Source organism: Mycobacterium lepromatosis, assembly GCF_000975265.2.
Lineage (GTDB): Bacteria > Actinomycetota > Actinomycetes > Mycobacteriales > Mycobacteriaceae > Mycobacterium > Mycobacterium lepromatosis.
In genome coordinates this window covers 1,605,185-1,618,931 of record NZ_CP083405.1, presented here as the reverse complement: position 1 = coordinate 1,618,931, position 13,747 = coordinate 1,605,185, and the positions used below count along the sequence as shown (strand labels likewise).

At 59.5% G+C, this 13,747-nt stretch carries 8 protein-coding genes and 2 pseudogenes; 3 read left to right on the top strand and 7 right to left on the bottom strand.

Annotated features, from left to right (window positions below):
- Window positions 1-166: 166 nt before the first annotated feature.
- The 7 genes and pseudogenes from MLPF_RS07770 to MLPF_RS07740 form a co-directional block, all read right to left on the bottom strand.
- Window positions 167-826 (bottom strand): DUF2567 domain-containing protein, encoded by a 660-nt coding sequence (locus MLPF_RS07770; RefSeq protein ID WP_236685001.1) that lies wholly within the window; start codon window positions 824-826, stop codon window positions 167-169.
- A complete protein-coding gene (gene bsaP / locus MLPF_RS07765; protein ID WP_045842987.1) occupies window positions 823-1,065 on the bottom strand; it encodes a biotin synthase auxiliary protein BsaP in 243 nt (80 codons plus the stop codon). The genes MLPF_RS07770 and bsaP overlap by 4 nt, the downstream gene beginning before the upstream one ends.
- A 13-nt stretch (window positions 1,066-1,078) precedes the next feature.
- Window positions 1,079-2,116, bottom strand: coding sequence for a biotin synthase BioB (gene bioB / locus MLPF_RS07760; protein ID WP_045842986.1), 1,038 nt, complete (start codon window positions 2,114-2,116; stop codon window positions 1,079-1,081).
- Window positions 2,117-2,351: 235 nt separating this feature from the next.
- A pseudogene (locus MLPF_RS07755) lies at window positions 2,352-2,874 on the bottom strand (2'-5' RNA ligase family protein).
- Entirely contained in the window at window positions 2,874-3,554 is a 681-nt protein-coding gene (gene bioD, locus MLPF_RS07750; protein ID WP_045842985.1) for a dethiobiotin synthase, read from the bottom strand. Before bioD ends, MLPF_RS07755 begins: the two are co-directional and overlap by 1 nt.
- The gene (locus MLPF_RS07745; protein WP_045842984.1) at window positions 3,551-4,708 is read right to left on the bottom strand and encodes an 8-amino-7-oxononanoate synthase; all 1,158 of its coding nucleotides are present in this window, start codon (window positions 4,706-4,708) and stop codon (window positions 3,551-3,553) included. The genes bioD and MLPF_RS07745 overlap by 4 nt, the downstream gene beginning before the upstream one ends.
- A 6-nt stretch (window positions 4,709-4,714) precedes the next feature.
- A complete protein-coding gene (locus tag MLPF_RS07740) occupies window positions 4,715-6,025 on the bottom strand; it encodes an adenosylmethionine--8-amino-7-oxononanoate transaminase (RefSeq protein ID WP_045842983.1) in 1,311 nt (436 codons plus the stop codon).
- 923 nt (window positions 6,026-6,948) lie between these two features.
- Here MLPF_RS07740 and ripD point away from each other — a divergent pair.
- The 3 genes and pseudogenes from ripD to MLPF_RS16245 all read left to right on the top strand — a co-directional run bounded on the left by ripD (window position 6,949) and on the right by MLPF_RS16245 (window position 12,155).
- The gene (gene ripD / locus MLPF_RS07735; RefSeq protein WP_045842982.1) at window positions 6,949-7,605 is read left to right on the top strand and encodes an NlpC/P60 family peptidoglycan-binding protein RipD; all 657 of its coding nucleotides are present in this window, start codon (window positions 6,949-6,951) and stop codon (window positions 7,603-7,605) included.
- 147 nt (window positions 7,606-7,752) lie between these two features.
- Entirely contained in the window at window positions 7,753-9,927 is a 2,175-nt protein-coding gene (locus MLPF_RS07730) for an acyltransferase family protein (RefSeq protein ID WP_045842981.1), read from the top strand.
- 165 nt (window positions 9,928-10,092) lie between these two features.
- Window positions 10,093-12,155 (top strand): annotated as a pseudogene (locus MLPF_RS16245) (glycogen debranching protein).
- Window positions 12,156-13,747: the final 1,592 nt, after the last annotated feature.

The window sequence follows — 13,747 nt, the reverse complement described above, 5'->3', positions numbered from 1 at the left end:
GCTGTCTGCCCCCTCAAAACCTTGAGCTGGCTCGCGGACCGGTTCGCCAGTCGATCCGCTCATCAGGACTAGTTGGCTAAAGATGCCCACTCTCTCAATCGTACATCAACCTAGCACGACTTACGATAATCGCACCAAGGTCATCATCGGCGGGAAAGTGCGTCCATCAACAGCCCGGACAACCATTACGGCACGGAAGCTTCGGGCTCCATGGATAGCGCCTTCGCAGTTTATCGACTACTAGTCGGCCGCCCAGATCGTCGCGTCCGTTCGCGGCCGCAAGCACCGCATACACCAGTGCGGCGATTCCCGCCGGCCATAGCACGGTAGCCGCTACTTGCAGCAGTCCGTGCGCGAAGAACACCGGCGGTGCCTGAATGACATGCTCCACTGTTTGGTCATCTAACAACGGTACTGCGTCGAAATTCAAGGCGCCATAGCGCATCCAAACCAATAGCGCCCCCACCGCTGCCGCAGTTGCAGCGCAGGTCATCAAGCCAATCGAGAGCCCGATAACCATCCCCGGCCCACGGTACTCGCGCCACTGCCACGCCAGCACTGACGCCATCGCCGCCACCACAGTCAATAAACCTAACATCAGGCATGGCGCGACAAAGAAGTGCTCGGACTCGTTGCCCAGGTAGTCGTGCCCTCGTTCGCCTGTCCGCGTGAGCCCCACTACCGCATGGATCGGTGGAGCAATCCAAGCCCACAGCCCGCCGATCAACGCGCCAGTCACCGCAAGGCCCAGCACCACCCCAACGATCATACGCCCCCGCGGCGGGCAGGAGACATCGGAAATGTCCGACGTGCAATGTTCGGTCACCGCTCTGCCTCCATGTCGACCGAGTCCACCTCTCCGTGCCGCGAACATTTGGCCCGCCAGCCGTCGGGACGAACCTGCACAACCATGCGCCGTCCGCATTCCGCGCAAAACCGAGGAGGCTCCAGGCCCAACTGGGCCACTGCGGGCATCGGAGCGCCCGCGAGTTCATCCCGTCGTTTGACACCGGTATAGATGTTGTAGATGCTCGCACCGATCGGAGCAGGAAGATCTCGAACCACAATCCTTCGTTTTCTATAGACTGGCATTAAGTGCCTTGATAGGCATTTGCAGATCGTCGAGCAACTCCAGGTCAGCTTCAACGGGCCGACCCAACGTGGTCAAGTAATTCCCCACGATCACTGCGTTGATGCCGCCCAACATGCCCTGCTTGGCACCCAGGTCACCCAGGGTGACTTCGCGGCCGCCAGCGAAGCGCAGGATTGTGCGCGGCAACGCCAATCGGAACGCAGCCACCGACTTCAATGCTTCGCTGGCCGACATCACCTCAAGGTCACCAAAGGGGGTACCGGGCCGCGGGTTGAGAAAGTTCAACGGAACCTCATCGGGGCCGAGTTCGGCTATTTCAACAGCAAATTCTGCGCGCTGCTCGACTGTCTCCCCCATGCCGAGAATACCACCACAGCATACCTCCATGCCGGCGTCCCGAACCAGCGATAACGTTTGCCAGCGCTCTTCCCAGGTGTGCGTGGTGACAACGTTGGTGAAAAACGAGCGGGCCGTCTCGAGGTTGTGGTTATAGCGGTGCACGCCGATGCCCGAGAGCTGCTTCACCTGCTCGGCGGTTAGTATCCCCAGCGAGCATGCGATATTGATCTCGACTTCGTTCCGAATCGCCTCAATACCAGCCGCTACCTGGGACATCAATCGCTCGTCGGGTCCCCGCACCGCCGCCACTATGCAGAATTCAGTGGCACCTGACTTGGCAGTCTGCTTGGCTGCCTCGACCAGGCTGGGGATATCCAGCCAGGTACTGCGCACCGGCGACCTGAACACCCCAGACTGCGAGCAGAAATGGCAATCCTCCGGACAGCCACCGGTTTTCAGACTGATGATACCTTCGACCTCGACCTCTGGGCCACACCAGCGCATCCGCACGTCGTGGGCTAACGCCAGCAGTTCCTCGAGTCGGTCGTCGGGGAGCCGCAGCATCTGCAGCACCTGGTCCCGGCTCAAGCCCTCACCGCGCTCTAGCACCTGATGGCGAGCCTGAGCCAAGATGTCAGGGTTTTCGGTATCACCATTAGTTGACCGAGTCGCCGCCTGAATCACGCAGTACTCCTTCACGTTCAAGTCTTAACTAGGGTCCCGAGCTTGCGGACACCGAGGCGGTTCACCAGGCTCTTCGCGGCCTGACATGAACGGTGTTCACGTTAGGGCAGCCGTCTAGGACTGAACAAACCCGTTGCCGTCAGCCAGAGCGACAGCTTGGCCGTCGTGCCGCGGGGTTGGGCCCACCGAGTCAATGCTTTGCTGGTGACCACCCGGCGCCGCGCGGTAAGCTAATCTAGTACTCGATGCGCTTGTTGCCGTCCCAGCGCCGCAGGCCAGCAAAGCAGCCGTCAATCTGTGATTGTCGGCCCGCTATGCGCAAAGCCCACCCCAGTTGAGCACCATAGACCCAACGGGCCAGCGTGACATGTGCAACAGTCCACTGATCGGGCAAGATGTTGGGCAGCAGGGCAACCACCGCTGGCAGCCGGCCCAGAAAGCCCTGGAAAGCACAATCGATGCACCTCGGCGTGCAGGGCTAAAAGATCGCTGGTTGATACCACGAGTCGTGCGAACACTACGTTGACTCGGCCGAACAGCACCGGCACACCGATCGTGGGATCCAGCGGCAGCCGCTGGCTCACCGGACCTAGCAGTTGGTCGACCTCGGCGCCTATATGTTCAGCAACGGCCAACGTCACGTGCGAACGGCTAGCTGGCTCCTGGCTGAGTATTCCGGCGCTGGCCAGCTGGTCCCAAATGCGACAGGTCACCGACTTGGTGTCGGGGTCGAAGACCAGCTCCAGCGAATGAACCATCAGTAGACCAACGTAGTTACCCAGTCCCGATCGAAGGCCGCCGCGCTCATCGCCGCAAAGTCCGCGGCGTCCATCGATCCGGCCCCGGCGGGCAGCGTAGCCCGCATTGGAGCCAGCCGGGCCAGTGCATACCGATTGGATGCCTGCACCGCACCAGGCCGCCCCGTCCAGCTGCCGATCACCAAGCCGGCACACGAAACCCCTCGTGTGGTCAACGCCTCCAGAGTCAACGCGGTGTGGTTGAGGGTGCCCAATTCCACACCGACCGTAACCAGTGCTAGTGCACCTAGCTCGACGGCGAGATCACGCAAGGTGACGCTCGCATCAGCGAGTTCGACCAGTAGACCGCCGGCGCCTTCGACCAAAGTCAAACGTCCCGGGCGATCCAGGCCGGCGATGAGCTCCAGCAGTTGCTCGCGGGTGGGTAATGCCATCCCGGCGTATTCAGCGGCGGCGGCTGGCGCCAGTGGTTGCGGGTATCTCGCCAAGCCGGCGAGTTCGGTCACCCCAGATAGTCGGGCCACCTCGACGAGGTCATCGTCTCCGATCTGAGTTCCGGTCTGAACCGGTTTGCACACCGCCACTTCGAGACCAGCCTGACGTGCGTGACACGCCAGCGCTGCACAAGCGACCGTCTTGCCGACTCTCGTGTCAGTGCCGGTAACGACCACGACGGTCAACGGCGCGCCACAGAACGGCTACCAAGAACGTCCGTCAACACTTGCCGCGCCACCTCCAGATCAGTGCTATCGAGAGACGCGTGCGCGGTTAACCGCAGCCGTGACGTCCCAGCCGGCACAGTCGGAGGCCGGAAGCAGCCCACCCGTACACCGGCGTCCAGGCAGGCGGTCGCAGCGGCCAACGCTACCTCGGAATCGCCCAACACCACCGAAACAACCGCCGACTGCGGAAGCTCGGACAAATCGCAGATCGTGGCCAGGGTTCGGGCGTGCTGCAGCACCGCCTCCGGACGCCACGTCTCAGCCTTCAGGATTCGCAGCGCGGCCCGCGCAGCACCTACCGCCGCGGGCGCCAAACCAGTGTCGAAGATAAACGGACGGGCGGTATTGATCAGGTGAGCACGCACCGTCGCCGACCCGAGAACCGCACCACCCTGACTGCCGAGCGCCTTAGACATGGTCGTCGTAATCACCACGTCGGGTTCACCCGCCAGCCCGACTTCGTATACCAGCCCGCGCCCACCACCTCGCACACCGAGGCCGTGCGCCTCGTCTACGAGGAGCAACGCACCGTGCCGACGGCACACATCATGCAACTCCGAAACAGCGGCCAGCACACCGTCAGCGCTGAACACCGACTCAGTGACGACAACCGCACGCTCCTCGTGGCAGAACCTCAGCGCGGTATCCACGGCGTCGACATCGCGGTGCGGTGTCACCACCACTCGCGCCCGCGAAAGCCGACAAGCATCCACCAGGGACGCGTGCGAATAAGCATCGGAGATGATCAGCGAACCCGGGCCGGACAAACCGACCACAGCCCCGAGGTTGGCAGCGTACCCGGAAGAAAACAGCAGGCCGGCACAGGCGCCGACAAATTCGGCCAACTCGGATTCCAATTCGTGGTGCAGTATGGTATCGCCGGTTACTAGACGGGATCCGGTGGCACCTGCACCCCAAACCCGCAACGCTGCAACGCCGCCGTCGATGACGTCGGGGTGTCGAGAGAGACCGAGATAGTCGTTGGAGGCCAGATCCAGCTCGGTGGCAACGGCTGGGCGCGGCCGCAGCGAACGGCGCAGCCCGGCCCCGCAAAGCTGTTGTTCCACTGCCTCCAGCCAGGCTAGCGGTGACGTCTCGATCGGGGCCTTCATGGGCCTTCAGCCTACGAGTCCCGCGACCTCGACCATCGCGGAGGTGATCTGGGCGATCTCGACAGGCGGGCAGATGTATGGCGGCATTGCATAAACCAGGTTGTGGAACGGGCGCAGCCAGACACGTCGATCCAGCGCCGCCGGGGTGGCAACGGCCAGGTCGACCGACCGGTCGCATTCTATAACACCGATAGCACCGCACACACGCACATCGATCACACCGGGTAAGCCCCGGGCAGCTTCGAGCCCAGCCGTTAGGCCAGCCGATATTTCGGCAACGCGGGACCGCCAGTCCTGGCCTAGCAGCACCTCGACACTGGCCACCGACACGGCACAGGCCAACGGATTGGCCATGAACGTAGGCCCATGCATCAACGAGCCGACCGCACCGACGCTTATGGTGTGTGCGATATCGGTTGTGCACAAGGTGGCGGCCAGGCTCAGGTATCCGCCAGTGAGGGCTTTGCCGACGCACATGATGTCCGGGCTCACCCCGCAGTGGTCGGCGGCGAAAAGCTCACCGGTACGCCCGAAGCCGGTCGCGATCTCGTCGAAAATCAGCAATACGTCGTGCCGTCGGCATATATCGCGCACATCACACAAATACCGTGGGTCGTGGAAGCGCATCCCGCCGGCGCCCTGCACCACCGGCTCGACGACCACAGCCGCAAGTTCGGCGGTGTGCTGCGCCAGCTGCGTCTCAAACGCCGTACTGTAAGCAGGGTCGTAGTCGCGGGGCACCTGTGGGGCAAACACCTGCCGAGCCAAAATGTCGGTCCACAGCGAGTGCATGCCACCATCGGGGTCGCAGATGCTCATCGGTATGAAGGTGTCCCCATGGTAGCCACCACGCCAGGTCATCAGCCGCCGCTTGGCCGGTTGGCCACGGCTGCGCCAGTACTGCAACGCCATCTTCACCGCGACCTGCACTGAAACCGACCCGGAGTCGCTGAAGAAGACCGTCTCCAAACCCGCCGGGGTGATGTCCACCAGGAGCTGCGCCAACCGGGCCGCAGGTTCGTGAGTCAATCCGCCAAACATGACGTGATTCATCGCGCCCAGTTGGGTAGTCAGTGCCGCGTCCAACACTGAGTGACCGTGACCATGGATCGCGGTCCACCAGGAGCTCATCGCGTCGAGCGCCTCGATCGGCTTGCCGTCGCGGATCAGCGTCAGCCATGCGCCGTGGGCGGCGACCGCGACCACGGGCGGTAGAACGCCAGTCGCCGCACCAATGGTGCTATAGGGATGCCACAGATGGGCGGCGTCGATCGCGCCGATCTGCTCGGGCGTCAACCCGGAAGTCACCCTAGACATAGAGATCGAGGGTAAAGCAAGAGTGCGGATTAGCCGGGGGTCACACTCGATCGTCTCGAGCCGTACTGCTGTGGGTCACACAACCCCCGACAATCCGGGGGGCATTGGATGTCATTGATCCGCTGTATCGGCTCCAAGGACCCATTTCCTACCGACGAAATCGACCACCGGTCAGGCGCCAACGCGGGCCACAACTGCGATGACGTCGATGCCTCCAGCGATCAGCCAGCACGGACACTCCGGTTGCGGTTAGCCGTCTAGGACCTAGGATTTGCACAGTCACGCCATGGGCGCTGCTATTCATTCTGGCCATGGCCACAGATTGGGCAACACGGCTATATCGGTTTCGTCACAACGGCCTATCCGGCAGGTACTTGCGGACCGGTGCCATACGGAATCGATATGTGGATCCTGCCAGTGGCGTGGGGCGATATTGGTGCGGCATCGGGTCATTCGTGCCCCTCCTGAAGGGCTGGTATATGTTCTTCTGGCCGATCCGGTCGTTCGCCATCCTGCTAGTCAGCGCTGTGGCCGGTTCCCTGATGACCAACTCCAGCGAACGTTATCGGTTCTGACGGCGCCACTGTGTTGGGTCACCACACGGTGCGACCACACATGTGAGTATTATGGTTAGCCAAATTTACAGCTTTGCAAGCAAAAGTGAGTATATCAGTCACCGTCCAGTCACGTTACGACAAAAAATCCTTGGTGAACTAGGTAAGCTATGGGCCACCGCCAAGTTCTGCTGTAAAAGTTACGGTAGTGACTGATGTGACTCAGTGGTGATTCACGTTCCCATGCGGCATGCGGCGCTCAACCCCAGCGGGTAAACCTCGCGTGAGTCATGAATATAGCAGGCCGATGCGCGAAAGCACTACGCTGAGGCCCAAAACGCCCGTGAAGGCCCAGAAGATTGGTATCCAATGAATCGTATATACACCTTCGTGATCGGCCTGACACTGCTGGTAACCTCGATACTCACTTGCAGTCTCGCATCCGCCGATTCCGGCACCAGGCCGACGGACTACCAGCAAACCACCGACATCGTCGTCAGACGCGCTCTCTCGCAGTGCGGCATGCCGTTCTCCTGGGCCGGCGGCGGTGTTAGCGGCCCCACTCGCGGCACCGGTACCAGTAGCAAAACTGTCGGCTTCGACGCCTCGGGCCTGATCCAATACGCCTACGCCGGCGCCGGACTTAAGCTTCCACGCTCGTCCGGCGAAATGTACCACGTCGGACAGAAGGTGCTACCGCAGCAAGCACGCAAAGGCGACCTGATCTTCTTCGGCCCCGAAGGCACCGAAAGCGTCGCGCTGTATTTGGGCGACGGGCGGATGGTGGAGGTCGGCGAAGTCGTCCAAGTGTCGCCAGTACGCAGCAACGACATGGCACCCTACCTGGTCCGGCTTCTCGGGGCCCAACCGACAGCAGTGCCACAAGCACCCCTGCAGTCGCACGCACCTCCGCAGCAAGTGCCAACCCTGCCGGCACCGCAGCAAACGCCAACGCACCGTGCACCCTTGCAGCACATACCTTTGCAGGTGCCATTGCGACCCGCTCCGGTCAGTACCGAGCGGTAGCCCCTCCAACGGAGGCTTGCTAAGTTCCTGAAAACAGCCACCTGCTCCCTCGCTGACAGCATCGATGCTCAACGAATCCGCTGAGCCTACTTGCCGCAGAGCGCACTCCGAAACAGGTGGCGGTCTTCGGTAAATTGGCGGTCAATCATGCAGACCCTGTCACCGCCTTCTCTACCGGTCGCTACCGCAAAGCCCGTTCCTCCGCGAGCGCGCGCCGCGGTGCTCACGAAGTTCTATCGTCACGATCTCGACGGCTTGCGCGGCATCGCGATCGCGTTGGTGGCCATATTCCACGTCTGGTTCGGTCGGCCGTCCGGCGGTGTGGATGTGTTGCTGGCACTGTCCGGCTTCTTCTTCGGCGGCAAAATCCTTCGCGCCGTGCTTAACCCGGTCTCCTCGTTGTCGCCGATAGCCGAAGTAATCCGGCTAGTTCGTCGACTGCTTCCGGCTCTGGTCGTGGTGCTCACCGGCTGTGCGCTGCTCACCGTCGTGGTGCAACCACAGACTCGCTGGGAGATATTCGCCGACCAAAGTCTGGCCAGTCTGGGCTATTATCAGAATTGGGAGTTGATCGGTACCGAATCCAGCTATCTGCGGGCGGGCGAAGCTGTCAGCCCGTTACAGCATATATGGTCAATGTCCGTGCAGGGGCAGTTCGACATCGCCTTCCTGCTGCTGGTTGCCGGATGCGCCTACCTATTTAGGCGCCCGCTGGGTGCCCAGCTGCGGATAATGTTCGTGGTGCTGCTAGGCGTATTAATGACCGCGTCATTCATTTACGCAACCTTTGCCCATCAAGCTAACCAAACTACGGCCTACTACAACAGCTTCGCGCGTGCGTGGGAATTGCTGCTAGGAGCGCTTGTCGGCGCAGCAGTTCCCTATATTCGCTGGCCAGCCTGGCTACGCACTGCAGTAGCCACAGTCGCGCTGGCAGCGATCCTGTCATGCGGAGTCTTGATCAATGGTGTCAAGGAATTCCCCGGCCCATGGGCCCTAGTGCCCGTGGGGGCGGCAATGCTGATGATCCTTGCCGGGGCCAACCGGCAAAGCCGGCCCGGTCCTAGTGCCAGCATGCCACTACCCAATCGATTGCTGGCGACCGCACCGCTGATGGCGCTGGGCGCAATGGCGTACACGCTTTACCTATGGCACTGGCCGCTGCTGATCTTCTGGCTATCCTATACTGGCCACCACCACGCCAATTTCGTCGAAGGTGCCGCGCTGCTGTTGGTGTCCGGATTGTTAGCTTATCTAACCACCCGGCTCATCGAGAACCCGCTAAGGTACCGCACACTCGCCAACACCGAATATTCGTCGCCCACCCGGACTGCCTCTTGGCAATTGCGCCTGCGCCGGCCGACGATAGCGTTAGGATCAATAGTGGTGTTGCTAGGCTTCGCGCTGACCGCAACCTCATTCACCTGGCGCCAGCACGTCATCGTTTTGCGCGCCACCGGCAAAGAGCTCAGCACCCTTAATGCCCAGGACTATCCGGGTGCGCGTGCCCTGACCGCCCACGCGCGAGTACCCACCCTGCCGATGCGGCCCACTGTCCTGGAAATCAAGGACGACTTGCCAGCCTCCACTCGAGACGGCTGCATCAGTGACTTCGTCACCCCGGCCGTAGTCAACTGCACCTATGGCGATGCCAGTGCCAACCGAACCATAGCGCTAGCGGGCGGGTCGCACGCAGAACACTGGCTCCCTGCGCTGGACCTGCTTGGGCAGCTGCACCACTTCAAAGTGGTGACCTATCTCAAAATGGGTTGCCCGTTGTCCACTGAACATGTCCCACTGATCATGGGCAACAACGCGCCGTACCCGCAGTGCCGGGAGTGGGTGCAAGCGACGATGACCAAGTTATTATCCGACCGTCCCGACTATGTGTTCACTACATCGACCCGTCCATGGAATATCAAACCCGGCGACGTTATGCCAGCAACCTACCTTGGGATCTGGCAAGCGTTGTCCAACAACAACATTCCCGTCCTCGCCATGCGGGACACCCCGTGGCTAGTCAAAAATGGTCAACCATCCAATCCAGCGGACTGCCTGGCCAAAGGCGGCAACGCGGTGTCGTGCGGAATCAAGCGTTCCGACGTGTTGGCCGATCGCAATCCCACTCTGAATTTCGTTGTACAATTCTCGCTACTGAAACCACTTGATATGTCCGACGCGATCTGCCGACCGGACATCTGCCGCGCGGTCGAAGGGAATGTGCTGATCTACCATGGCACTCACCACTTATCGCCCACCTATGTGCGCACCCTGGCCGACGAGCTCGGCCGACAGATCGCAGAAAACACGGGTTGGTGGTAGCTAGCGCACCCAGAACCGGACCCCAACATGGATAAGATCGAGTAATATCGTGGAGCAATCCAGCCATGGCTTTGGCGCTTTCGGATGCAGCGCGCGAGCCGACCATAGACCTACCTGTAGCCGTGCACAGGCTATACGCTTAGGGAGAACTATGACGGCGCTGACATCAACTTTTCGCTGTTTCTCCGAAACCGCCGACAAAGTTTACTTGCGCCTGATCACCGACGACAACAGTAATTAGCGGATCCCTGTTAAACGAGGTGAACAGCTGCATCTGACATGCCTATCTGCCGAACATCGCCCACTGGGCCAGCACTACAGATTTCGTTTCACGGACCATTCAATCCGAGGGCCGGCCACCGATGTGACCCCAAAAAACTACTGCTCGACCCGTGTAGGAAATCACTCCACGGTGATTTAACGTTAGGCCAGGCGCTTGTTTCCCTATGATGTAGATATTGTTGACCTGCAAAGCAACTCAGCAGACCACAGCTACTCCCCAAATGGTCGACTCACTCAACCACAACATAACCAGCGTGGTGATCAACCCGTTCTTCGACTGGACGTTCAACCGAACACTGCTCATCCTCTACCACGGGACCACCATCTACGAAGCCATGTCAAGGGCATTACACAGAACCATCCGAACACCCCCGAAGAACTCTGTGGTACCTACGCCGGGCTAGCACACCCGGCGATCATCGATCACCTCAAGTCGCTCAACGTCACGACCCTTGCGCTGACACCAGTACACCAATTCCTGCACGACCAGCTGCTGCACCTAGGCTTGTGAACCTATTGGTTCTTTCTACAACACAATTCGGGTTCCTCGCCCCGCACTGCCTGTACACGTCTAATCTGCAAGACCGCAGTACGGTAGCCGAGTTCAAGACTATGGTGCGCAGCTTGCATGAAGTCAACATCGCGGTCATCCTCAACGGAGTCTAGAACCACACAACTGAAGAAAATCATCTAGGCCCGACAATCAACTTCGCAGTATCGACAACACCGCCTATTACCGGCTTGTTGACGAGGAGGTGCAATTTTACAAGGAATTCACTGGAATCGACAACAGCCTCACTATCCGTCACCCGCACACCCGATAGCTGATTATGAACTCACTGCACTACTGGGTACTCGAAATGCACGTCGACGAGCTCTGGTTCGACTTGGCGTCTACACTGGTCCGTGAGTTCTACGATGTCAACCGGCTGTCGGCGTTCTTCGATCTGGTACAACAGGATACTGTGGTCAACCAGGTTCAAGCTGATCGCCGAGCTGTGGGATGTCGACGAAGGTGATTACCAAGCAGGACATTTCCCGGGGCGATGGGCCGAATGGAACAGCAAGTACCGCTACAACGTGCAGCGGCTACTGGCGAGGTGAGCCGGCCACCCGCGGTGAGTTCGCCTCCCGGCTGACCGGGTCGTAGGACCTCTACGAGGTTACCGGCCAGCACCCCAGCACCAGTACCAACTTCGTCACCGCAAACAATGGCTTCACGCTCAACAACTTGGTCGTCATACAACGAGAAAAACAACAACGCCAGCGGCTAAGACAACAGCAACAAAAAAATCATAACAGCTCGTGGCATTACAGTGTCGCAAGACCTAGCAACGACCCCGAAATCCTACCGCTGCGCGCTTGCCAAATGCGTAACATTTTGGTCATTTTGATGGTTAGCCGGGGAACACCCGTGATGGCACATGGCGACGATATCGAAAGTAACCAACTGAGCACCAGCAACTTGTATTGCCAAGAATTCGAATTGTCTTGGATAGATTGAGTCTTGCTTTACGCGAATGCCGACTTGCTTGCTTTTGCGCGCAAAGCGACATGCTTACGCAAGTAGCATCCGTTGTTCCGTCGCCACCGTTTCTTCGAGAAGCAACCAATCGGCAGTGGTGACAAAGTCCACGATATCGCGCTATGAAACAAAAGGATTGGGGTAGGGGCTTCGATAAGTACGTGGCGCAGCTGCTCAATGGTTACGCCATTACCGCACCCAACGCCCACGGTTAGCTGAAGGTCGAAAATTCACTTATCTTGTGCTTCAACGCTCGTGACCATGACATGGAGTTCGTCACACTGAACGACGACTACTAGCAAGAGTGGACCATGAAGCTGGACACCAACGACTCTTCGGTGATACCGACCTGGCGGTGACGGCCGAACAAAAAATCTCAGTTCCGGCACGATCGCTATTGGTCCTCCGTAAGAAGGACTGAAACATAGCTTTTCCGGTTCTATCCATCTATCGGTTGCAGCCGCACAGTTCGTCCCGCGGACTCGGGTTCACCTTCGCCGCTACCGAAGACCTGCTGTACTATTTCGACGAGCTTAGAGTGACTTATCTGTACCCACCCCATTACGACCGCGGGCCACAAGTCCAGCCACGGATACAACGTCACCGACCCGACAACAACTTCCGTAAAACTTGACGATATCTATGGCCTGGCGCGGATGTCGGCCTCGGCGCGGAAGCGTGGTAAGAGCCTGGTCGTCGACATCGTGCCCAACCACGTGGGAAGCAAAAAGCCCGAGAAGAACCCATTGTAGTGGGACGTCTTACGGCACGATCGGTGTTCATCCTGAGCAACTTTCTTCTATATCGATCTGGTCTTGACTAAGATCGCAGCCGAATCGTGCTGTCCTGTTGGTATCTGACGATAATGTCGATGACCTGAAAGTCAACGGGGTCTACTGCTGGGCGATTTAACGTTGCCCGTCACCCCCAGCACCGACATTGACAGTGCTGCCGCATGTTCAAGACCGCCCACGCTGCCGGCTTATAGGGTGGTGAAGCGAGGTCTGTGGTTCTCGTCGTTTCTAGTTCGATCACCTCACTGGCTGGGATGAGGTCAGGGGACACACGGTGTTCGACGCAAACCACACCTAAGTCACACACTGGTTCCCCGAAGGACTTGTCGACGGCGTGCGCATCGACCACCCCCGACAGTCTGTCAAATCCCTACCAGTATTTGCATTGGTTGCGAGGCGCTGCTCGGCCCGAACGCGTGGATCGTTATCGAGAAGATTTAGGCCGTTGACGACGCGCTGGAGCACCTCGTCGTTTACTACGACGAAGGCCAACGCGGGATCATGTTGCACTGCAACAGGCTTGTGATCGCCCCCAATCTGGGCGCCGATGCAAGACGTGCGCCGGTCAATGTGATCCTGATACTGGCTTGAGATTCACCGAGCGTCGGCGTCAAAGCCACTGAAAGAACGACATATTCGTTCGTGATTGTGCGCTACTAGGTCCACTCGGTGGTATAACATCGCGACGTCCTGGGGCCACCTCTATCCCACCGAATGACGGTCAATCGGTGTTCTTTGGCCCCGGACCCTACCCCACGCATCGCCGCTGGCTCGCTTAAGTGAAATGCTGGGCTGCCCGTTGGTGTGCAATTGCGTCGTCGCCGACAGCTCGATCTCGTCGGCCGTCAGGTCAGATATGGTGATACACATGCTCAGACTGACGCAAATCCGGAAGTGTGTTCCCGGCGGCGCGACCCAACCGCTGTCAAGCAGCCGGGCGATCGAAACCGCCTTATATAGAGTACCGGTATTATCCAAACATTGATCCCGGATAAGCCGTGAGCAGTAACGTTACGCTCGTCCAGCGCGGTAAGCAGTCGGATTCGACTACTAGCATAGCGCTCCTAGACTGTGCAGATGAGGCGCGTCACCGCGCCTGATCAGACCACAACTACGGCCAGTTCTTACAATCCTGAGGTGGCTCACCGAACCCAATCCAAGCCACAGTCGTCCGTGTGTTCGTTCGATGTGCGGTGGTCTCCGGCCAGGACAGCAACCC